This window comes from Pseudoalteromonas sp. US3C1013, assembly GCF_048401115.1.
Lineage (GTDB): Bacteria > Pseudomonadota > Gammaproteobacteria > Enterobacterales > Alteromonadaceae > Pseudoalteromonas > Pseudoalteromonas undina.
Window position 1 is genome coordinate 2440291 of the sequence record NZ_CP183075.1, and the last position, 22206, is coordinate 2462496.

The window sequence follows — 22206 nt, forward strand, 5'->3', positions numbered from 1 at the left end:
TACAAGGTTTATAACGAAGGATTGCTATAAATTTTAAAATATTGATAAAAAATATTCTTTCTCGAAACTCCTTTAAGTGAAGAAATTAGAGGAAATAAGAATTCCTTGCTATCTAGTATTTGTATTTTCCATTCAGTATCGCCAATAAAATGAAAAGTTAACATGTTCGAGTTTTGAATATTATAATTTCGAAAAGATCCCGTTGAATACATGCTACCAATCGTAGCTGAATCAACAATATCAAGGCGCTCATTCAAGAGATGGATGTGAAGCATATCCTCGTAAGGAATGTCATCCGTCATAAAGACAAGGTATTTACAACCCGCTTTAATACAAAGCTCCAAATAAGTACCATCAACAACTTTATCTGTTTGCGTATTATTTAAAAAGATACAGCTCTGTTCTGGAGACTTAGGGATTGTCTTAAATACTTGGCTTTCAAGTATGATCATCTTTTTCACCTAGCTATTACTTTTGACAGGCCAATTCTCGCCCACCGCAGCCTATCACGGTCTACAACAAACGACATTTATGCAGAGGTTGTTTGATTTGTTCATTTCACCTCGAACCTCGAATATAAAATTACATCAACTTCCAAACCACAAACGCCATAGCAAAACTAACCAAGTACACCAAGCCTAACCAGGTTAAGCCACGCAAAAGTAGACTGTGTTTAATCGCAGGCTCTGAGCGAACTAGGCTGAAGTTAAGCCATGCAAAAACGGGTGTAGTTACAAACGCAAGCGTCATGGCAAAGGTAAGCATGGGCCCAAGAGCTGATTTAAAAAATAAGATCACCGCCATACCGGCCAATGCTTGTAATATAAGCCACGTATTTAAGCTATGTTTTGATTGCTTAAAACCAAGAAGTTTATGCGATTCGTTAAGTGTGCGGGCGTAACCGTCAAGCACGGTGAGTGTGGTGCCAAACATACACAAAAACGCGATGGCAGATACCAAAGGCCTTGCCCACTCGCCTATTGTTAATGCGTACATATCAATAAGCTGCTTGGCAAACGCGACACCGCCAAGCTCTATATTACTGCTTTGCCCATATTGCACTAACGCACCTAAACTAAAAAATACCAGCGCAAGCCCGGCGGTTAACCAATAACCTACATTAAAGTCGAATAAGCCTTGGCTTTTAGTCACACTTTGCTGAGCTTGTTTTTCTTTAAGCCACAACGAGCTCAGAGCCGAAATTTCAATAGGCGCTGGCATCCAGCCCATTAAGGCAACCATAAAGCCTAACATGGCAAGTTCATATGGTGAGGGACCAACATAGTTTACAGGCGCTACAGGGCCGTTATTTATAGCAATAACTAATGCGGTTATGGTTGCTATAGTAAGTAGCCCCATAATAGCTTTTGCAACGTTATCGAGCGCTTTAAAGTGCCCTAGTAATAATATAATTAAACACACAGCCAATATTAACCAGCACAATAAGGTAACAGGAATACTAATAGGTAATGCGTAGTGTAATAAGCTCGCTGTGAGCAACAATACGCCCGCGGTATTTACCACAGCGGCAATAATATTCAATACAATAAAACTGTAAAAATAGCCAGGCCCTTGGTTTTTATACCCTTCGACTAAACTATTTTTAGTAGCGAGTGTGTATTCCATACCAAAACGAAAAAACGGGTACTTTAAAACGTTAACCACCATAATAAGCCAAAATAGCTGCCAGCCAAATAATGCGCCAGCTTGGGTCGATGCAACTAAGTGTGAGCCACCAATGGCAGCGGTGGCCATTAAAATACCTGGGCCGAGCGCCCCTAACCTAGACTTCCATGTGCTTTGTGTGTACTGCATTAACTTCTCAAATTTGGTGTGTTATGTGCTTTTATTATTAATTTTTATCATTAATAAACTGTGTGAATGCATAACTTACCTAATTTACAGGCAATAAAAAAGAGCCCTTAGGCTCTTTTTAAAAATAACACATTGTTAGTTATTAATTTAAATCCATCTCTTGGATGATTTCGTGTGCTATTTCTGGTGTGGTACTTACAGGCTTTTCATGTAAGTTCGCTTTTATTTGCCCTTTACGATGCTTTAGTGCGGCATCGAGTTTTTTAGCTGCGCTAGAAATGGCTGGGTACATAACCTCGTTTTCCCCTTTAACTGATATTCGCGCACCTTCATAATTTGTACTAATTTCTGCTTGGAACTTGTGATGCTCTTTTGAAAGAATAATGTCGAGCGCTATCAATGATGGAAAATGACTCTCAATTTTAGAAAACTTTTCGTTAATGTGTTCTTTAATAGAATCAGTAACGTCAACATGGTGACCAGAAAGATTAATTTTCATAGGGTATCCTTTTTTATGTTACCTCACAGTTAGTATTGGGGGCTAAACGAATTAACACAAGAGAAAATAGCTAAATTTAGCAATTATTTATTACCCCACCTGATTTAGATCATTCATTTAGCATTAAGTATGCAAAAAGCCGCGTGATAGCGGCCTTTCAGAGGTGCTGATAATTTAACCATTCATGTAATTAATCTGTGTATGAACAGCAATAATCAGCAAAATCACTTACTTTTACATGGAAGCTGACATTAGCATCAACATTAAATGACTCACCCGCATTAAATGTTTTCCACTCGCTTTCACCTGGTAATAACACATCCCACTGCCCTGCTAACAACTCCATACACTCTTTTTGGTTAGTATTAAACTCAAATTCACCTGGTTGCATAAAACCCAAGGTTTTCGCTTCACCATTTCCTAAAAGCACAGTTCGGCTTGATACTTTGCCATCAAAATATACATTGGCTTTTTTAACCACACTAACGTTATCGAACTTTGGCATGTTAACTCCTGTTATTAATTTATAATTTTGTTACCTCCACAGTGCCTGATACACAAAAACCTTGCAAGTTAAGTGCTGTGAAAATTACTCATTTAGAAGCCAAAAGATTAAAAATGAACGACTTTATAAAGAGATATGCTTCGAGCAACGGGCTGCGAGTTTCGAACAGATCTTTTAGTAATTTATGCATAAAGAGGGCGATGAGACGCTGCGCTTTAGAGGAAGTAATAAAAGTACAACTCATAAAAAAGCCCGCTCTATTTTACACAGGACGGGCTTTTAAATGTTAAAGCAGTCTCTTAAAACAATGCGTTTGCTTTGTTAACGATGTTTTCTACGGTGAAGCCGAAGAACTCAAACAGCTCGTTAGCTGGTGCCGACTCACCAAAGGTGGTCATACCGACTACGGCGCCATTTAGACCTACGTACTTGTACCAGTAATCAGCAATACCCGCTTCAATCGCTACGCGACGTGAAACGCTTGCTGGTAATACGCTTTCTTTGTACTCAGGCGATTGATCTTCAAACGCATCAGTACACGGCATAGATACAATACGTACCTTTTTACCCTGCGCACGTAGCTCTTTCGCAGAGTCTTGCGCTAGTTGTACTTCAGAGCCGGTAGCAATAAGAATAAGCTCTGGGTTGCCGTCACAACTTAGGATGTAACCACCCTTTTTAACGTCGCTTAATTGCTGTGCATCACGTGCTTGTTGCTCTAAGCCTTGGCGCGTAAAGATTAATGATGTAGGACCGTCTTTACGTTCAATAGCTTGTTGCCATGCAATTGCCGACTCAACTTGGTCACATGGGCGCCAGTTGTAAAGGTTAGGCGTTAAACGCATGCTGGCAATTTGCTCTACTGGTTGGTGAGTTGGACCATCTTCACCTAAACCAATTGAATCGTGCGTGTATACAAAAATGCTTGGTTGCTTCATTAATGCAGCCATACGAACCGCATTGCGTGCGTATTCCATAAACATTAAGAAAGTTGCACCGTAAGGGATAAAGCCTTTATGAAGTGCAATACCATTCATAATTGCCGACATACCAAACTCACGCACACCGTAGTAAACGTAGTTACCACTTGCATCGTCTGCCGTTAAGCCTTTAGAGCCATCCCAAATTGTTAAGTTTGAACCTGCTAAATCGGCAGAGCCACCCATAAACTCAGGTAGTAACGGACCAAATGCGTTTAATGCATTTTGCGATGCTTTACGTGATGCTGGGTTTGCTGGGTTTGCTTGTAACTGCTCAATATACGCTTGTGACTTTTCAGCCCAATCAGCAGGTAAATCTGAATTTGTACGGCGTTTGTATTCTGCTGCTAGCTCTGGGAATGCTTGCTCGTAGGCAGCAAATCTCTCATCCCAGCTAGCTTCAAGCTGTTGGCCTTTTTCTTTGTTATCCCACTGTGCATAAATGTCAGCAGGGATTTCAAATGCATCACCCGTCCAACCTAAGAACTCGCGAGATGCTTTAATTTCGTCATCACCTAATGGTGCGCCATGACAGTCGTGGCTACCTGATTTATTAGGTGAGCCATATCCAATTACTGTTTTACAACAAATTAGCGTTGGTTTGTCAGTCACGCTTTTTGCTTCGCTAATTGCAGCACTTACAGCATCGCTGTCGTGGCCATCAACGTCGCTAATTACATGCCAGCCGTATGCTTTAAAACGTGCTGGTGTGTCATCGCTAAACCAGCCTTCAACTTCACCGTCGATTGAAATGCCGTTGTCATCCCAAAATGCCACTAACTTGCCTAGGCCTAATGTGCCAGCAAGCGAACAGGCTTCATGAGAAATACCTTCCATTAAACAACCATCACCCATAAATGCGTAAGTGTGGTGATCAACAATGTCATGGCCTTCACGGTTAAATTGAGCGGCTAATGCTTTTTCAGCAATTGCCATACCTACGGCATTTGTGATCCCTTGACCTAATGGACCCGTAGTAGTCTCAATTCCTGGCGCATATCCATATTCTGGGTGGCCTGGTGTTTTAGAGTGCATTTGGCGGAAGTTTTTAATTTCGTCCAGTGGTAAATCATAACCACTTAAATGCAATAGAGAATAAATTAGCATTGAACCGTGACCATTTGAGAGTATAAATCGATCTCGGTCAGCCCACTCTGGATTTGTTGGGTTATGTTTTAGATAATCGCGCCATAATACTTCTGCGATATCAGCCATGCCCATAGGGGCTCCAGGGTGACCAGATTTGGCCTTTTGTACTGCGTCCATTGACAAGACGCGAATAGCATTTGCAAGTTCTTTGCGAGATGGCATGAATTCTCCTACCTTTATATGTATTTGCGCGGGTATTTATATACCTCCATTCTTACTTATTGTAGGGGCTGTGTGCAATTAAAAACCCATAAAAATAGGACATTATGAATATTTTTTAAGAACCATTTACTATTATATATTTTATTTAGACGTCTAGGCGTAAAAAAACTATGCAAGTTCGCTTGTTTTAGATAAAATACGCGCCTTAATTTTTTAGCGCTAATACCGACGTTTGTGAAGCGCAATATTTGTGAGCATAATTACAATGGCAAAACATTTATTTACTTCTGAATCTGTTTCTGAAGGTCATCCGGATAAAATCGCCGATCAAATTTCTGATGCGGTACTTGATGCTATCCTAGAGCAAGACTCTCATGCCCGTGTAGCGTGTGAAACTTACGTTAAAACCGGTATGGTTATGGTTGGTGGTGAAATCACTACTAGCGCATGGGTTGATATCGAAGAAATTACACGTAAAACAGTACGTGAAATTGGTTACACACACTCAGATATGGGCTTTGATGCCGATTCGTGTGCAATTTTAAACACTATTGGTAAACAGTCTCCAGACATAAATCAAGGTGTTGACCGTACAAGCCCTGAAGAGCAAGGCGCTGGCGACCAAGGCTTAATGTTTGGTTACGCATGTAACGAAACTGAAGTATTAATGCCTGCTCCAATTACTTATTCTCACCGTTTAGTGCAGCGTCAAGCTGAGGTTCGTAAAAGCGGCGAGCTTAACTGGTTACGTCCAGATGCAAAATCACAAGTTACATTTGCATACGAAAATGGCAAGCCAGTAGGTATTGATGCCGTTGTACTTTCTACTCAGCACAGCGAAGATGTATCGCAAAATGACTTAGTAGAAGCGGTAATGGAAACAATTATTAAACCAGTACTTCCTGCTGAGCTTATTACTAGCGCAACTAAATTTTTCATTAACCCAACAGGTCGTTTTGTTATTGGTGGCCCAATGGGTGACTGTGGTTTAACTGGTCGTAAAATCATTGTAGATACATACGGTGGCATGGCTCGTCACGGTGGTGGTGCTTTCTCTGGTAAAGATCCATCAAAAGTTGACCGCTCAGCAGCTTATGCTGCACGTTACGTTGCTAAAAACATTGTTGCTGCAGGCCTTGCTGATAAGTGTGAACTTCAAGTGTCTTACGCTATTGGTGTTGCAGAGCCTACTTCTATCAGTGTTGAAACATTTGGCACAGGTAAATTAGAAGAAGCGCGTTTAATTGAACTTATTCGTGAACACTTTGACTTACGCCCTTACGGTCTAATTCAAATGCTTGACCTTGAGCGCCCTATTTATCTTCCAACAGCGGCTTACGGCCACTTTGGTCGTGACGAATTCCCATGGGAACGCACAGATAAAGCAGACGCACTTCGCGCAGCAGCTGGGCTATAAGCCACTTAGCTAATATTTAAACGGCCCTTTTTAGGGCCGTTTTGCTATGTGTATTAAGTTAGTCGTAAAACAGTCTCGAACTGTTTAACATTTTAGGTATATACTCTGCTTATACAATAAAGCGTATTAGGGATAAAAAATGGCCGACAATTTTCGTGTTATATTTGTAGGACTTGCAGAAGGTGCAGACAGTCAAGCAGTGACCACTGCACTGACAGAAAAGCTGAAAACCTCGCCAGAAAAAGTGGCTGCTTTTTTTGATGGCAAACCGTTATTTGCCCCTTGCCCCAAAGATAAAGCACTCAAGCAAGCTAAGTTACTTTCAACGCTGGGGATTAAAAGCAAACTTCAGCAAGCTGCGGCTACACAAACGGCACCTCAAACAGCTTACGACAGCCAGCGAGATCAGCGCTTATTTGACGCCCTAGATTACATTACCAGTAGCCTAATTCGCCTTGAAGAAAAACTAGAAGATATTGAGCAACGCCTCCCTGAAGTTGAATTATCATTACCTGATGAAAATAATGAAGTATGGGAAGAAGACGATTTAATGCTTGATGAGCCTCTCTCTACTGAGCCCAAAAAACGCGGCAACCTTGTTTTATATTCGCTGATTTCTACAGCCGTAATATTGCTTATTGTACTTGCTACGTACTTATTATTTCCTAATTTATTCTCTTTTTAATTACGGTTAAGTTATTTAATGAGTAATAATCGCGCACAAATAAGACACGATATTCGTAAAGCACGTAATAACCTATCAAAAAACCAGCAAGAATTAGCCGCCGAATCGCTTAAAGTGAATTTTATTCAACATTTAAAAAGCATAAATTCGGCCAAAAAAAGCCATATCGCGCTTTATTTAAGTAATGATGGTGAACTAGATACCTCATTGTTAATTAATGAATTATGGAACACTGGCCAGGCTATTTACCTGCCCGTAATTCATCCATTTAATGGGGCTAATTTACTATTTCAACGCTATGAAAAAAACTCACCCATGAGAGCAAATCGCTATGGTATCTTGGAGCCTAAGCTGAACTGCTCTCAAATATGCCCCTTACCTGAGCTTGATTACGTTTTAATGCCATTAGTGGCATTTGATAAATTTGGTAATCGCCTTGGAATGGGAGGTGGGTTTTACGATAGAACATTGGCACGTTTATACGAACAACACTGGCAACAACCGCAACTTATTGGCCTCGCACATGCGTGCCAACAAGTCGATGAGTTACCGATTGAATCGTGGGATGTACCACTAAAAACGATCATAACACCCGATAAAACCTACTGTTGGTAACAACTAATCTTGTAAACTAACAGCCTATTTTGACACCAATGAGCAGACAACAATGACACAAGATGAATTAAAAAAAGCAGCTGCGTGGGCTGCACTCGAGTTTGTAAAAGAAAACACCATAGTAGGTGTAGGTACAGGCTCAACCGTTAATCACTTTATTGATGCCCTAGGCACAGTTAAAGACACCATCGTTGGTGCAGTATCAAGTTCAGAAGCATCTTCAGCGCGCTTAAAAGAGCTTGGCATAGAGGTGTTTGAGCTTAACGATGTAGCGGCACTCGATGTATACGTTGATGGCGCAGATGAAATTAACGCCTTAAACGAAATGATCAAAGGCGGTGGTGCCGCGCTTACCCGCGAAAAAATAGTGGCAGCTGTAGCAAAACAGTTTGTATGCATTGTTGATGATACAAAACTAGTCGATACCTTAGGAGACTTCCCACTGCCAGTTGAAGTTATTCCGATGGCGCGCAGCTATGTTGCCCGCGAATTATTAAAACTTGGCGGTGACCCTGTGTATCGCCACGGTGTTGTAACCGATAACGGCAACATTATTTTAGACGTACATAATTTAAAAATTACCCATGCTAAACAGCTTGAAACACAAATAAATCAAATTGTTGGCGTAGTTACCAACGGCCTATTTGCAGAGCGCGGTGCTGATAAAGTAATTATCGGCACTAAAAATGGGCCACAAATTAAATAGGATATGGTTATGAGTAAGGTATCGTTAGCAAAAGACAAAATTAAAATTCTCTTGCTTGAAGGTGTTCACCAAAGCGCTGTTGAAACGCTAAAACGTAACGGTTATAGCAATATCGACTACGTTAAAACATCGTTGCCAGAGGACGAACTTATTGAGCGCATTAAAGATGTGCACTTTGTAGGGCTTCGTTCTCGTACTCATATTAACGAATCTGTATTAAACGCAGCTGAAAAGCTAGTTGCTGTAGGTTGTTTTTGTATTGGTACAAACCAAGTAGATTTAAACGCAGCGCGTGAGCGCGGTATTGCGGTATTTAATGCACCGTTTTCAAATACTCGCTCTGTGGCTGAGCTTGTGCTTGGTGAAATATTGCTGTTATTACGTGGTATTCCACAGCGTAATGCCGCTGCCCATCGTGGCGGCTGGTTAAAAACAGCCAATGGCTCGTTTGAAGCTCGCGGCAAAACCTTAGGTATCATTGGTTACGGCCACATTGGTACTCAGCTGGGTATTATGGCTGAAAATATTGGTATGAACGTGGAGTATTACGACATTGAAGACAAACTATCTTTAGGTAATGCTACACAAGTGCATAACTTAACGCAGCTGTTGCAACGTGCTGATATTATTAGCTTACATGTTCCAGAGACACCGCAAACTAAAAACTTGATTGGAACAGCAGAGCTTGCCGTGATGAAGCAAGGCGCTATTTTAATTAATGCTTCTCGCGGTACAGTTGTTGATATTGATGCCCTAGCTGAAGCATTAACAGAGAAGAAGCTTAGCGGTGCAGCCATTGATGTATTCCCAGTTGAGCCTAAATCAAACGATGAAGAGTTTATTTCGCCACTACGTGAATTCGACAACGTTATTTTAACGCCGCACATTGGGGGCTCAACTCAAGAAGCACAAGAGAATATTGGTATCGAAGTAGCAGGTAAACTCGCTAAGTACTCAGATAATGGCTCAACTATTACAGCAGTTAACTTCCCTGAAGTATCATTACCAGAACTTGCCAACCGTAGTCGCTTGTTACACGTGCACCACAACCGCCCTGGCGTGTTAACGCAAATTAACCAAGCGTTTGCTCAGCATGGTATTAATATTGCCGCACAGTACTTACAAACGGACGAAGCAATTGGTTACGTGGTTATTGACGTAGACACCGTTCAATCTGAAGTAGCACTAAAAGAACTCAGTGCTGTTGAAGGCACAATTAGAGCCCGTATTCTTCACTAAATAATCAGCTATCAGCTATCAGCTATCAGCTATCAGCTATCAGCTATCAGCTATCAGCTATCAGCTATCAGCTAAAATAATAAAAGCCGTACTTGAGTAATCAAGTACGGCTTTTTACATTAAACTGGAAGCTGGCAACTTATTCTATTATTTGCCTTTTACTTCTAAATTTATAAATTTAACCAGCTCTTCGGGTTGCCCTGCTAACATCATTAGCTGCTGATTTACTTCCATCATGGTTTTACCTTCAGGCAGTTTAGCTGAGACACTAAGCGAATTTAGACCTTTAGCAAAGTCAGTTAATGCTTGCGCTATTTCTTCGGTTACCGGCGCTTGCTGTAACTGTTGAGCTAGCATCATTTGCATCTGCTCTAGTGTCATACCTTGTTTGGCTAATTCACTTTCTAGCAAAGTACTTAACTCGCCTTGGTTATCGAGCATTACACTCATAGTACGTGGCTCTAACTTGCTCATTGCTTGCATAATAAGTGTTTGCTGTTGCAACTCTTGCTCATAAGTAAGCGGTGTATCACCTGCTGTTTGCTGAGCTTTGCTTATTTCTAGTGAAGCATCCATGAGCGCTTTAGAATTAGCCAGCCCCATATTCATATCAATGCTGGCAATATCTTGGGCGTGCAGTTTAACAACTATATCGCTGTTACCAGATTGCTCATCGTAATCTAATGATGAGTGTAAATCATAACTGGCCGAGGCAAGTTGTGCATTAGTATCTGCAGGCAGTGTAGCGACAAAGCTTTTATCAAATTGGAAGTTTTTCAGTGTAAAAGCAGTATGTGGCGATATTTTATCGGTTTCGTAACCTGTCACTTCCACATGCTCAACTGTGGCAATATTTTCACCCTCAGGGCTGGTCACTTCTATATTACTAATGGCAACACTATTTGAAATAACACTCGCCGATAGTTCTGCATAGTTAAAGCTGGCACCTGTTTGTTCGCTAACCAAAGCCAACTGCTTATCAACCTCAGCGCGTACCTCTTGGGTTGCTACATAGTTTGCATAGCTTACGCCACCCACACCTGCAGCAATAATCGCGGCTGCAATCACTAATTTTTTCATGTTATTTCCTTATTAAACTCTTTATATAAGTGGCTTTAAGCAAGACTAACATTGAGAACATAAGTCGTTAAGCACTTTTTGTTTGCTAATTAATTAAACTAAGTAGCTCGTGCACGGTTTTAACCGGCGTTATTTTGGCACCCAGCCCTTCCATTGATTTATGGTAGTTACGAAATGGGATGAATATTTCAGTAAACCCATGTTGCGCCGCTTCTTTAACTCGGGGCACACCACTGTCGATTGGGCGTACATCACCATTTAAACTTAACTCCCCCATAATACAGGTGGTTCTTGGAACAACGAATTCGTTTAAACTACTCAAAAGTGCAGTAACAAGCGCTAAGTCAATACAGGTTTCTGATTCATCAATTTTTAAACCACCGACAATATTAAAAAACGTATCGTGGAATATTTTAGTTTTGGTGTGCTTACGTAAAATACCGGTGAGCATTTTGATCCGGTTCATATTTAAACCAACACATACTCGCTGTGGAAACTCTGCTTCGGTTTCAGTGGTTAAACACTGAATTTCTAGCAGTAAATTACGATTTCCTTTACGGATACAGGTAATTGTCGATCCCGGTGATTCAGTGGTTGAACCCGATAAGAAAATTTCACTGGGGTTATCCACACTGAGCATACCGCGTTCACACATTTTAAAAATGCCGACGGTGTCTATATCACCAAAGCGATTTTTATTAGCGCGCAGGGTGCGCACTTGACCATCGTTGGTATCAATATGTAACAGTGCATCAACTATGTGTACTAAGGTTTGCGGGCCGGCTATTTCATTATTCTTATTTACGTGAGCAATAATAAACATAGTCACGTCGTTTTGCTTACAATATTGAGTTAATGCTTGAGCTGCACTTTTTACCTGAGAAGGTGAACCTGGGCTGCCATTAGCGGTATCGGTGACAACAGCTTGAATAGAGTCGATAACGGCAAACTTAATTTTGTTTTTATCAAGCTCTTCAATAATGGTTTCAACACTGGTTTCTGACAGTAAATAGAGTTCATCTTCGTTGTAATTTAGTTTTAACCGATTAACCCTGTTTTTAAACTGCGATAGAGACTCCTCCGCAGTACAGTAAAGTGATGGCATACGCTGAGACATTCTTGCCACCAAATCAGATAGTAGTGTTGTTTTACCCGCCCCCGGATCGCCAGAAATAATATTAACCGAGCCGGTGGTTACACCACCGCTTAGTACACGGTCAAGTTCGCCAATTTCAGTAAGCTGCTTTTCAGCCTCAGAGGTTGCTACATCATTAATTTTTTTAGAACCACCGCCAATGCCACCGGCATAACCACCTACACTTGCACGAGCAGCTACCTTTTTGTTTTGCCCTGCAGAGGGTTTAAACTCTGCTAAAGTGTTCCATGCGCCACAGCGACACTGGCCTTGCCAACGTTGATAGTTCATGCCACATTCTGTACAAACAAACTCTACTTTTGCCGCTTTAGCCATTTAAAACCTTACCTACTATTCTTTATTTTGAAATACACAGTGTTAAGCGCTTATTTTGCCATTGCTGGCTCTACCTTAGCAACAACGTCTTGTGGATCAGCGCATTTAGTATCACCAAATACGCTATACTAATGTAGTTTCACTTAACCTACTTTAGGGCATGTTTCTTGCTTTAAAAAACTAATTAACCCTTGCCAATTAATTGGCTATTAGAAAATAACAATAAACACAAAGTAAAGTTATGCATAGTATCGGGCCGCATTTGGCGGTTTTGCGAGATTCGATTTATTAAATATTCTAATAAATAATTGCAACAGTATACCTACTTTTTAAATTAGACGGTGATGATTTATAAATGGCTGATGACGTATTGCTTAAGCATGAAGCGCTTGTAAATGAATTAAAACAGTATTTGGGAAATGCTAAGTTTGATCTCATTTTCAAGTCAAAAACTGCCGAGTTAACTAAACCCGAGCAGTTTTTAATAAAAATGGAAATGTCGCGTTTATCTCAGCCGATAGACCGCTTTATTGATCTTCGTGGTTTAGTTACTGGCCAAGTAAAACCATATGAATACAAGGGCAAGCAACACTTTATGGATGACACCGCTATTGAAGTATTCGAAGCGGCCATAAAACAACATAAAGATTACACCCTTGCAGTATACGAAGCGGTAATGAATACCGAAAATAATTATCGCGTATTACAACAGCAATCAATTACACCAAAAAAAGTAGAAGCTAAACCACAACATGAACTGACCACCAACGTTATTAAATTTGCAGCTTATGAAAATCGCAGTGAAGAGCGGATGAATTACTCAATTAAAATTACTATTGAGTATGACGGGCAAGCAAAAATCGATGCGAGTACCTCTGATATTTCACTCAGTGGTTGTAAAATTAAGTTAGCGTCGCGCTATAACTTAAAAAAAGGTCAGCTTATAAATATGCATCTAGTAGGCTTAGAGCAAGATTTTCAGCTTGGCCTAAAAAGTGGCGTTAAATATGAAGTCGTTGCGATAGAAAACACCTCTGAAGAATTTAATCATATCCGCTTAAAGCGTACATTTGAAGAAAATAACAGCGCGTTTGATCGTTTTTTAGAAAGCTTTATTCATGGTAATAAACGCCGTTATAAAGTGAATTTAGATAACACCCTGGATGCGGTTATTTCTAAAGGGTATGAACAATATTATATTCCTAGGGTTAATTCTTTATATGTTTTTATTAGCCAGCAAAACGGCGTTTATTATCCTAGCCTGAGCTTAACCACTGAGAACAGTTTATTTATTCAGCGTTACTTTACTGATGAACGCAAAAAATCATGTCTTTACAATGTGTTAAATCATAAGCGTATTCGTACCTTGGCGCTAAAACCTGTGGCAGTAAAAGAAGAATATTTGTATACCTTTACCCATGTCTCTGCAGGAAAAATTTATTACTACTCAGCAACTCGTTCTGAGCTTGAGCAACAAACACAATTAAAAGCGTTATTTTTTGGTTTTGGTAGCCGAAGAGACAGTTGGCGTTGCTTTAAATTACAACTAATGCCGAGTCATACTGAAGATGCTTATATTCCTTTATCTTTACCTAACTCTTTAGGTAAAGATATTGAGAAACTGAATAAACCACCTTCACCACGTGTTGAAGGCGCGATAAAAGACGTAAAATATTTAATGCTACTTACCCAAGTTGGTAATGAGCATGAGCAACAGCATTATCAACAATATGAATTTGATAAAGCCTTAGCCAATAAATTAAAATATTTTGGCCATAGTAAGCATGCATCTCCACCGGAGCTCAACACCGTGCCTCTAGAGTATGTAAATCTTCGCTCTAATAAACGCTATTTATACAAAACTAATGTAGTGATTAATACTCGTGATGCGGTATTGCATGGGCATACCCGTGATTTTTCAATATTTGGCTTACAGCTAGAGTGCAATCAAGAAGTGGACTTTAAAAAAGGCGATATTGTTTCGTTATCATTTCCTGATTTGCAAAAAATTACCAAAAACTATTCATTAAATCTTATTCAATATGAAGTCATGGCAGTGAGCAAATCGCAGACTACGATTAATTTGAAAGCGCATGCAGATAAAGGCTCATCTCATACTGGGGTCGATTTTTTTACCCTTTTAATCAATAGTAATAAACAAAAATTAAAAGTTGCTGAAGAGTCACCTAAAGTACCAGGGCTTTCTACAGCACTTAGAAATATGGTAACAAAAACGCTTTGCCAGTTTCCGGTTTATTTACATAAATCAATGGCGCATTTTGAAATTGGCGCCATGGGATTTGGTTTATATCCAAGCCCACTGCATGTTATTTTACAAAATTTTGCCTTGTTGAATGCTAAAACAGACTTATCGAATATTATTACTAAAGCGCATATTATTGATGTGATCACCCCTAATATTAAAGATCGCACCCGTCAAGATCCGCCGCTAGAGTTTAGTTTAGTAATTAACTTTGATCCTAAAAAAGAAAATATAGCCGATGCCATTACCAGCCAATGTGTTTTAGGTACTGACTGTAGCGAGTTTAAACAGCAAGTAAGCAAAGGACTGAAGTCTGAGCTGGTTTTTATAATGCGTTTATATATTTCTCGCACTGGTCGACTCGATACTGACTACTTAGCAAACGAGCTAAAATATGTTAGCCAATACGCAATTCACAAGGCCAAAGACTTAGAGGATGCATTATGGTCTGTATCAGGTGTGGGCGACATTATTGATGTAAGTGATGAAGCTCTTGAGCATTTAGCGCTCAACCAACAACAGGTTGAGCAAATGTCTAGACGAAAGCTAATCTGGTTAAATCGTTTACGTTAAACCTGTGATGGGTTTAGCGGAACCGCCAGCATATATAACAGTTGTAATAACGAGCCTTGGCAAATAGCTGCTTGGGCTTGCTCAACTACTTTTGGTTTACCATGTACAGCAACGCCTAAGCCAGCTTGAGCCATCATTTTTAAGTCGTTTGCGCCATCGCCTATGGCAACTGTTTGGCATTTTTCAAGCCCCAGCTTTTGTTGTAGCGCGTTTAAAACAACCGCTTTTTGCTCAGCATCAACAATCCCACCTAACACTTTACCAGTTAGTTTATCGTCTTTAAATTCCAGCACATTAGCATGCACTTCATCTAAATTAATCAGCTCCTGCACTCGCTCAGCAAACGGCACAAAGCCGCCCGATGCAATCGCTAAATACCAATCGTGGTGTTTTAAAATTTGGCATAACGCTTTAATACCTGGCATTAAAGGCAGTGCACTTTTAAGCTCATCAATTAAGCTCTTTTCAATGCCTTCAAGCTTGGCAACACGCTGGTGTAAGCTTTCACTAAAATCAAGCTTACCTGCCATTGCCTGCGCGGTTACGTTGGCAATCTCGTCGTATACATTAGCTAAGCGTGCAATTTCATCAATACACTCAATAGTAATGGCTGTTGAATCCATATCCATTACCAATAATCCCGGTTTTTGTAAATCAGGGGGGCTGGTTACTTGCACTAACTGACACGCCAAGGTATTTGCAAAAGTTTGAAGTTCAAGTGGGTTTATTGAGCGCTCTGCATTTTCTATATAAAAACATAATGCCGGAGATAACCCTAAATCTGGCTGATATTGACAAATAGCCGTTACTTTTTGCTGGTGAGACGCAAAAAACTCAATAATGCTATTGATATGCTGAATATTAAAATCACCGCCAAAGGCAATACTAAATAACCCTTGGTTTCTGTTTGGTGTTGTATTTAGTGGTGTAAAAACACCTTGTTGGTAGCTAAACCATTTATTAAGAATAAGTGATGATGATAATAGCTCAGCGCTTTGCTGTGCCATGTTCGCGTTCGACATGGGATCTCCGTTTATATTTCCTGACATTTAGCTCATTGATAATAAGGATATGAGATACAAAATTCGCCATCAGGGGGGATTTAGGGTTATAGTGTAGTTGTAACATCAAATCAAAATGCTGTCAGCAGCATATACGGTGACTATGAAAAATAACCATCTTAAAAATCCACTTACAGCCTCGCAAAAAAAGCGTTTAATTCGTTTGTTATTGGCCGCGGGCTGCTTTGTATTATTAAGCTGGGTAGGAATAAACAGTAGCCACCAAAGCCATCAACTACTTTACGATAGTGCCAATAGTGCAGCCAAGTCACTCACTCAGTTTATGGCACTGAATGCCAAAAAACCGCTAATAGAAAAAAACAAATCGCAGCTCACCACCTTATGCAACAATATCAGTAAAGATGAGTTTGTTCTTTCAGCCACCATTTATGATAAACAAGGTGTAGTGCTTGCAAGCAGCGATAACTGGCAATCACATCATGTATATGGTTTATTACCAGACTCATCACCAGGCATTAGTAAATTAAAAACACCGTTTGTTGAACAAGTTATTTCTGACGACAATCGCCCTATTGGCTTTGTATCTATTACCTATTTAACGCGCGCTGCGGTATCTTCAAGCCATAATCATTTTCACGATTTAGGCCGCCAAGTATTACTTATGCTAGTGATTGCTTGTATTTTTACTTGGCAATTAGGCCGAGGGTTAAAACGCTGGCAAGTAAATCGCTATATACAAAAAACCTCAGAGCACGAATCATAAAGCTGCTCTGCTAATCGATATTTATCGCTACTTGGCTTTAAACTATGAAGCGCATTAAACACCTTAGGAATATGCAATGGGGTATTTATTTCCCCCTGATAACCATTTAGTGGCATTGAAGGTGAATCAGTCTCAAGTACTAAATGCTGTGGTTCAAGCTTTGCTACAACCGCACGTGTTTTAGCAGCCCGTTCATAGGTTATAACCCCTCCCACTCCAAGCTTAAAGCCCATTTTTATATAGTACTGTGCTTGTTGTATTGAGCCTGAAAAAGCATGGATCACACCGCCATTCTTAGGCTTACAACGCTTAAACGATTGCGCTATTAAATCATGGCTTTGTCTGTGATGCACAATCAGCGGTAACTCAAGCTCATTAGCAAGCGCTATTTGTTGCTCAAACAGAAAGGTTTGTTTTTCAAGATTTTCGATACTGCGATCTAGCCCGCATTCCCCAATAGCCACAAGCTGAGTTTTGTTTGTTTTAGCAAAGTTATACAGTGATTCTAAATGCGATTGCTGATGTTGCGCTAAAAAGTAAGGATGTAGCCCTGCAGCTATTCTAATTTGTGGGTAGGTTGCTTTAAACTCGAGTAGTTTTTGAGACTGCGCCAAGCTAATACCTGGCACAATAAATTGATTAATGCCCTTTGCTACACAGGCATTAATAAGCGATTCGCGATTTGTATCAAACTCACTAAAATCGAGATGACAGTGCGAGTCTATAAATTGCAAAGCTAGTAGCCAACTAAGGGTTTAAGCGGGTTATTTGCCAGCTATTGTCGGCTTGACGCTGATACATAAAGCGATCATGTAAACGATGCGCTCCGCCTTGCCAAAACTCGATTTTTTGCGGCACAACACAATACCCGCCCCAAAAATCAGGGAGCGGAATTTCGCCTTTAGCGAATTTGTTTTTCATGTTGGCAAAGGTCTCCATTAGCACCTTGCGCGATGAAACTGGACGGCTTTGTTGCGACGCCCATGCGGCTAATTGACTTTCTTTAGGGCGAGATAAAAAGTATTTAGCGACTGCCGATGTAGGTAATGGCTGCGCTTCACCATACACAATTACTTGGCGCTCCATGTGGTGCCATGGAAAGTGCAAGGAAATTTTATTATTGCCTTTAAGCTCTTGTGCTTTACGTGAACCGGTATTAGTAAAAAACACAAAACCGTTATCATCTAAATGCTTTAGCAACACAATACGCTGTGAAGGCTGACCTGTTTCATCGACCGTAGCGACGACCATAGCTGTAGGATCAGGCAAATTACTACCAACAGCATGCTCAAGCCACGTTTCAAACTGCTTAAACGGATCATCAAGCAAGTTGTCTTCACTTAGCGCATCTTGCAAGTATTCACGACGAATATCTTCGAGTTTCATAAAATTCCCTCTAGGTTCTAGGTTCTAGGTTCTAGGTTCTAGGTTCTAGGTTCTAGGTTCTAGGTTCTAGGTTCTAGGTTCTAGGTTCTAGGTTCTAGGTTCGTCAAAAGTTTATAAGCGCTCTGTAATACGTGTCACACTTTTCCTAGTGCCTAAAGCCTATTTCTTCCTAGTACCTTGTTACTTTTGTATGTGACTTAGGCTAAATAGTTTTACCAACGCAGCTAAAGCGAACTACACGCAGCAGACGTTCACCTAAGTAGTTTAGTCTAAGATAAGGCGGACACTCGACTTATCCCTATGAGCATACGTAGTTGTATGTGATTAGGGTCAGTCGAGTGGACAACGCAGTATTAGATTAAAATACGACGGTGATTACATTTGCTCCATGACTTCGATACCTAGTAGATCTAAGCCTGTGCGCAGCGTATCTGCCACTAAATTACACAACACTAAACGGCTATCACGAACACTTGGCTCTACGCCCTCTTTAAGTACTGGGCAAGCTTCGTAGAATGTCATGTATAGGCTAGCTAGTTCGTATAAGTAACCACATAATACGTGCGGTGTGGCTTCATTGATCATCAGATCAAGGACTTCTTCTAACTGCAATAATTTAAGCGCAAGGGTTTTCTCTTGCGGCTCAATAATGCTCACATCAGCCCTTAAGCTTGCAGCATCAACACCTGACTTACGGAAAATACTGCGAACACGCGTATACGCATATTGTAAGTAAGGGGCTGTTGCGCCTTCAAAACTTAACATGCTGTCCCAGTTAAAAATGTAATCGCTGGTACGATGCTTAGAAAGGTCTGCGTATTTAACCGCGCCAATACCCACTTTACGGGCAATTTCACTACGATCTTCGTCAGATAAATCTGATTCACGTTCAGCGAGTTTGGCTGCTGCACGAGTAATCGACTCTTCAAGTAAATCAGCTAACTTAACCGTACCACCTGTACGGGTTTTGAATGGTTTGCCATCAGCACCCATCATGGTGCCAAATGGGCAAAATTCGTAACTGGTTTCATCGCGTAATAAACCAGCTTTACGCGCAGTAAGTTCCACTTGATTAAAGTGCAAACTTTGGCGCGCATCAACAAAGATTAAAATACGCTCAGCGCCTAGTTTGTTTGAACGGTAATTACACGCCGCTAAATCTGTGGTTGCATATAAGAAGCCGCCACCTGATTTTTGCACGATAAACGCTGAGGGCTCACCGTCTTTATTTGCCAGCTCATCTAAAAATACTACCTGCGCGCCTTGCGACTCTACTGCAATATTTTTATCTTTTAATAGGCTAATAATATCGTTAAGTTCACTGTTATAAGCACTCTCAGCCATAATGTCGGCAGGCGTAAGGGTTACGTTTAAACGCTTATATACTTCCTCTGAGTGTTTCACTGAAGTGGCAATAAATAGTTTCCACAGTTTTTCACAGTGTGCGTCGCCACTTTGCAGTTTAACTACATAGTTACGTGCTTTATCAGCAAAGCCTTCTTCGTCATCAAAACGCTTTTTCGCATCGCGGTAAAAGGTTTCTAAGTCAGCAAGCGCAACAGTATCTAAATCAACACCTTGATTAATTTGATCTTCTAAATGCGCAATCAACATACCAAACTGTGTGCCCCAATCACCCATGTGATTTTGACGAACAACGGTATCGCCTCTAAATTCAAGCGCACGTACTACAGCATCACCAATAATAGTTGAACGTAAATGACCTACGTGCATTTCTTTTGCAAGGTTAGGCGATGAGTAATCAACCACTACTTTTTGTGGTTTGGCATGCTCATTTACGGCAAGTTTTGCATGGTTATTAGCAGCTTGTACGCTTTGTGCTAAAAACTCTGGCTTTAAGTGAATATTAATAAAACCAGGGCCAGCTATTTCAGTTTTTTCGGCAATGTCACTTACATCTAACTGATCAATAATTTTTTGCGCCAATTCACGCGGGTTACTTTTCATTTTTTTAGCCGCGCCCATCGCGCCATTAATTTGGTAATCACCAAACTGTGGACGTGTGCTTTGGGTAACTGCTGGGTTAGTATCTTCTGGCAGGCCTGCGGCGGTCATAGCGGCAATGGCTTTTTCTACTAAAATAGTACGAATATTCATTATATTATTTACCTTTATAAGCCCGCCAAAGCAGGCTTTGTGTTAATTCTAGTGGCTAAGTGTTAGTTTTCACGCGTATGGTTAAATGTCACTTCAGGGTAACGCTCAGTCGACAAGTTAAGATTTACACGACTCGGCGCGATATAAGTTAAATTATCGCCACCATCGAGTGCTAAGTTGCTTTCGCACTTACGCTTAAACTCTTCAAACTTTTTAACATCATCACAGCTAACCCAGCGGGCTGTATTTACATTAACGCTTTCGTAAATTGCATCAACGTTATATTCAGCTTTTAAACGCGCTACAACCACGTCAAACTGCAACACACCTACCGCACCTACAATTAAGTCATTATTAATTAATGGTCTGAATACTTGAACTGCGCCCTCTTCTGAAAGCTGTACCAATCCTTTTAATAACTGTTTTTGTTTTAATGGATCGCGCAGACGAATACGGCGGAACAATTCAGGGGCGAAGTTTGGAATACCGCTAAACTTAATTTTTTCGCCTTGGGTAAAGGTATCACCAATTTGAATCGTACCGTGGTTATGTAAACCAATAATATCACCAGCGTAAGCATCAGCCGCACGCTCACGATCACCTGCCATAAAGGTTACCGCATCAGAAATACTGACTTGTTTACCGATACGCACATGATTCATTTTCATGCCTTGGCTATATTTACCCGACACAATACGCATAAAAGCAATACGGTCACGGTGTTTTGGATCCATGTTGGCCTGAATTTTAAATACAAACCCAGTGAAGTTTTCTTCTGTGGCTACAACTTGGCGGTCTTCTGTCTCACGTGGTAATGGGGTTGGCGCCCACTGAGTTAACCCATCTAAAACATGATCTACACCAAAGTTACCAAGTGCGGTACCAAAATACACAGGCGATAACTCACCCGCTAAGAATAGATCTAAATCAAATTCGTGTGATGCACCAATAACTAGCTCTAGTTCATCGCGTAACTGGGCTGCAAGTTCATCACCAATGGCTTGGTCAAGCTCAGGGTTATCGAGCCCTTTAATGCTGCGTACTTCTTGAATAGTGTGACCTTGACCTGTTTTATATAAAATGGTCTCTTCGTTATGGATATGGTAAACACCTTTAAACTCTTTACCACAGCCAATTGGCCAAGTAACAGGTGCACAGGCAATATTTAGCTCTGTTTCTACTTCGTCGAGTAGTTCCATTGGGTCGCGAATATCACGGTCACATTTATTCATAAAGGTAACAATAGGCGTGGTACGCAGGCGTGTTACTTCCATTAGCTTACGGGTACGTTCTTCTACACCTTTAGCAGCATCAATTACCATTAAACACGAATCTACCGCGGTTAAAGTTCGGTATGTATCTTCAGAGAAGTCTTCGTGTCCTGGGGTATCAAGTAAATTAACTAACGCATTGTTATAAGGAAATTGCATTACAGAGGTAGTAACAGATATACCACGCTCTTTTTCCATTTCCATCCAATCAGACTTAGCATGCTGATTAGAGCCACGGCCTTTTACTGTTCCAGCTTTTTGAATTGCTTGTCCGAACAACAATACTTTTTCAGTGATAGTGGTTTTACCCGCATCCGGATGCGAGATGATCGCAAAGGTACGGCGTTTATTAATTTCGCTAAGGAGATTTTGGTCTGCCATTAAAAAGGTTCTTTTAGTTGATATACGGATGTATTTGTATTTTAGTATGCTGAGCTTTCAAGGCTAAAAACAAGCTAACCTCTAAAGCTCAACATACCCCAACAAG

The 22206-nt window shown here is 40.6% G+C and carries 19 protein-coding genes; 7 read left to right on the top strand and 12 right to left on the bottom strand.

Features of this window, described 5'->3' with window-relative positions; all coding sequences use genetic code 11:
• Positions 1-8: 8 nt before the first annotated feature.
• The 5 genes from ACNSN2_RS11430 to tkt all read right to left on the bottom strand — a co-directional run bounded on the left by ACNSN2_RS11430 (position 9) and on the right by tkt (position 5110).
• The gene (locus ACNSN2_RS11430) at positions 9-452 is read right to left on the bottom strand and encodes a hypothetical protein (RefSeq protein WP_418607412.1); all 444 of its coding nucleotides are present in this window, start codon (positions 450-452) and stop codon (positions 9-11) included.
• A 130-nt stretch (positions 453-582) separates the two neighbouring features.
• On the bottom strand, positions 583-1815 hold the full coding sequence (locus tag ACNSN2_RS11435; protein ID WP_418607413.1) for an NRAMP family divalent metal transporter: 1233 nt from the start codon (positions 1813-1815) through the stop codon (positions 583-585).
• Between the two features lie 142 nt (positions 1816-1957).
• The gene (hpf, locus tag ACNSN2_RS11440; RefSeq protein ID WP_008110321.1) at positions 1958-2314 is read right to left on the bottom strand and encodes a ribosome hibernation-promoting factor, HPF/YfiA family; all 357 of its coding nucleotides are present in this window, start codon (positions 2312-2314) and stop codon (positions 1958-1960) included.
• A gap of 190 nt (positions 2315-2504) precedes the next feature.
• On the bottom strand, positions 2505-2819 hold the full coding sequence (locus ACNSN2_RS11445; protein ID WP_010387728.1) for a pyrimidine/purine nucleoside phosphorylase: 315 nt from the start codon (positions 2817-2819) through the stop codon (positions 2505-2507).
• A 299-nt stretch (positions 2820-3118) separates the two neighbouring features.
• Positions 3119-5110, bottom strand: a complete 1992-nt coding sequence (tkt, locus tag ACNSN2_RS11450; RefSeq protein WP_418607415.1) for a transketolase — start codon at positions 5108-5110, stop codon at positions 3119-3121.
• Between the two features lie 265 nt (positions 5111-5375).
• Between tkt and metK the strand changes: the two genes are divergently transcribed.
• The 5 genes from metK to serA all read left to right on the top strand — a co-directional run bounded on the left by metK (position 5376) and on the right by serA (position 9772).
• The gene (gene metK, locus ACNSN2_RS11455; RefSeq protein ID WP_008110316.1) at positions 5376-6527 is read left to right on the top strand and encodes a methionine adenosyltransferase; all 1152 of its coding nucleotides are present in this window, start codon (positions 5376-5378) and stop codon (positions 6525-6527) included.
• 139 nt (positions 6528-6666) lie between these two features.
• Entirely contained in the window at positions 6667-7212 is a 546-nt protein-coding gene (locus ACNSN2_RS11460) for a hypothetical protein (protein ID WP_418607417.1), read from the top strand.
• A gap of 18 nt (positions 7213-7230) precedes the next feature.
• Complete coding sequence (locus ACNSN2_RS11465) at positions 7231-7827, top strand: 5-formyltetrahydrofolate cyclo-ligase (RefSeq protein ID WP_054201802.1); 597 nt, start codon at positions 7231-7233, stop codon at positions 7825-7827.
• Between the two features lie 52 nt (positions 7828-7879).
• A complete protein-coding gene (rpiA, locus tag ACNSN2_RS11470) occupies positions 7880-8533 on the top strand; it encodes a ribose-5-phosphate isomerase RpiA (RefSeq protein WP_418607418.1) in 654 nt (217 codons plus the stop codon).
• Positions 8534-8542: 9 nt separating this feature from the next.
• Entirely contained in the window at positions 8543-9772 is a 1230-nt protein-coding gene (serA, locus tag ACNSN2_RS11475) for a phosphoglycerate dehydrogenase (RefSeq protein WP_010387720.1), read from the top strand.
• A gap of 147 nt (positions 9773-9919) precedes the next feature.
• Here the strand turns inward: serA and ACNSN2_RS11480 are convergent, their stop codons facing one another.
• Positions 9920-10852 carry a hypothetical protein gene (locus ACNSN2_RS11480; protein WP_418607420.1) on the bottom strand — a complete coding sequence of 311 codons (933 nt, stop codon included), beginning with the start codon at positions 10850-10852 and terminating at the stop codon, positions 9920-9922.
• Between the two features lie 85 nt (positions 10853-10937).
• Entirely contained in the window at positions 10938-12323 is a 1386-nt protein-coding gene (gene radA, locus ACNSN2_RS11485; RefSeq protein WP_010387717.1) for a DNA repair protein RadA, read from the bottom strand.
• Positions 12324-12678: 355 nt separating this feature from the next.
• Here radA and ACNSN2_RS11490 point away from each other — a divergent pair, with 355 nt between their 5' ends.
• A complete protein-coding gene (locus ACNSN2_RS11490) occupies positions 12679-15159 on the top strand; it encodes a PilZ domain-containing protein (RefSeq protein WP_418607423.1) in 2481 nt (826 codons plus the stop codon).
• Here ACNSN2_RS11490 and serB read toward each other — a convergent pair.
• Positions 15156-16181 carry a phosphoserine phosphatase SerB gene (gene serB / locus ACNSN2_RS11495; RefSeq protein WP_418607425.1) on the bottom strand — a complete coding sequence of 342 codons (1026 nt, stop codon included), beginning with the start codon at positions 16179-16181 and terminating at the stop codon, positions 15156-15158. The two genes, ACNSN2_RS11490 and serB, sit on opposite strands and share 4 nt — an antisense overlap.
• Before the next feature lie 142 nt (positions 16182-16323).
• On the opposite strand from serB, the gene ACNSN2_RS11500 reads away from it, so the two are divergent.
• The gene (locus ACNSN2_RS11500) at positions 16324-16944 is read left to right on the top strand and encodes an AhpA/YtjB family protein (RefSeq protein WP_021033158.1); all 621 of its coding nucleotides are present in this window, start codon (positions 16324-16326) and stop codon (positions 16942-16944) included.
• On the opposite strand, the gene ACNSN2_RS11505 is transcribed toward ACNSN2_RS11500, so the two are convergent.
• The 4 genes from ACNSN2_RS11505 to prfC all read right to left on the bottom strand — a co-directional run bounded on the left by ACNSN2_RS11505 (position 16911) and on the right by prfC (position 22100).
• Complete coding sequence (locus tag ACNSN2_RS11505) at positions 16911-17678, bottom strand: TatD family hydrolase (protein ID WP_418607426.1); 768 nt, start codon at positions 17676-17678, stop codon at positions 16911-16913. The genes ACNSN2_RS11500 and ACNSN2_RS11505 overlap by 34 nt on opposite strands.
• Before the next feature lie 13 nt (positions 17679-17691).
• Positions 17692-18330: a pyridoxamine 5'-phosphate oxidase gene (gene pdxH / locus ACNSN2_RS11510; RefSeq protein ID WP_013465698.1), complete on the bottom strand. Its 639-nt coding sequence runs from the start codon at positions 18328-18330 to the stop codon at positions 17692-17694.
• Between the two features lie 375 nt (positions 18331-18705).
• Positions 18706-20448 (bottom strand): arginine--tRNA ligase, encoded by a 1743-nt coding sequence (argS, locus tag ACNSN2_RS11515; RefSeq protein WP_418607427.1) that lies wholly within the window; start codon positions 20446-20448, stop codon positions 18706-18708.
• Positions 20449-20510: 62 nt separating this feature from the next.
• Positions 20511-22100: a peptide chain release factor 3 gene (gene prfC / locus ACNSN2_RS11520; protein WP_010387708.1), complete on the bottom strand. Its 1590-nt coding sequence runs from the start codon at positions 22098-22100 to the stop codon at positions 20511-20513.
• Positions 22101-22206 lie beyond the last annotated feature (106 nt).

Coding starts and splice junctions, on each gene's coding strand:
- tkt (WP_418607415.1), bottom strand. CDS start 5,110: ATGCCATCTCGCAAAGAACTTGCAAATGCTATTCGCGTCTTGTCAATG.
- prfC (WP_010387708.1), bottom strand. CDS start 22,100: ATGGCAGACCAAAATCTCCTTAGCGAAATTAATAAACGCCGTACCTTT.
- ACNSN2_RS11480 (WP_418607420.1), bottom strand. CDS start 10,852: ATGAAAAAATTAGTGATTGCAGCCGCGATTATTGCTGCAGGTGTGGGT.
- ACNSN2_RS11435 (WP_418607413.1), bottom strand. CDS start 1,815: ATGCAGTACACACAAAGCACATGGAAGTCTAGGTTAGGGGCGCTCGGC.
- metK (WP_008110316.1), top strand. CDS start 5,376: ATGGCAAAACATTTATTTACTTCTGAATCTGTTTCTGAAGGTCATCCG.
- ACNSN2_RS11460 (WP_418607417.1), top strand. CDS start 6,667: ATGGCCGACAATTTTCGTGTTATATTTGTAGGACTTGCAGAAGGTGCA.
- serB (WP_418607425.1), bottom strand. CDS start 16,181: ATGTCGAACGCGAACATGGCACAGCAAAGCGCTGAGCTATTATCATCA.
- ACNSN2_RS11430 (WP_418607412.1), bottom strand. CDS start 452: ATGATCATACTTGAAAGCCAAGTATTTAAGACAATCCCTAAGTCTCCA.
- ACNSN2_RS11500 (WP_021033158.1), top strand. CDS start 16,324: ATGAAAAATAACCATCTTAAAAATCCACTTACAGCCTCGCAAAAAAAG.
- pdxH (WP_013465698.1), bottom strand. CDS start 18,330: ATGAAACTCGAAGATATTCGTCGTGAATACTTGCAAGATGCGCTAAGT.
- argS (WP_418607427.1), bottom strand. CDS start 20,448: ATGAATATTCGTACTATTTTAGTAGAAAAAGCCATTGCCGCTATGACC.
- radA (WP_010387717.1), bottom strand. CDS start 12,323: ATGGCTAAAGCGGCAAAAGTAGAGTTTGTTTGTACAGAATGTGGCATG.
- serA (WP_010387720.1), top strand. CDS start 8,543: ATGAGTAAGGTATCGTTAGCAAAAGACAAAATTAAAATTCTCTTGCTT.
- ACNSN2_RS11445 (WP_010387728.1), bottom strand. CDS start 2,819: ATGCCAAAGTTCGATAACGTTAGTGTGGTTAAAAAAGCCAATGTATAT.
- hpf (WP_008110321.1), bottom strand. CDS start 2,314: ATGAAAATTAATCTTTCTGGTCACCATGTTGACGTTACTGATTCTATT.
- ACNSN2_RS11490 (WP_418607423.1), top strand. CDS start 12,679: ATGGCTGATGACGTATTGCTTAAGCATGAAGCGCTTGTAAATGAATTA.
- ACNSN2_RS11465 (WP_054201802.1), top strand. CDS start 7,231: ATGAGTAATAATCGCGCACAAATAAGACACGATATTCGTAAAGCACGT.
- rpiA (WP_418607418.1), top strand. CDS start 7,880: ATGACACAAGATGAATTAAAAAAAGCAGCTGCGTGGGCTGCACTCGAG.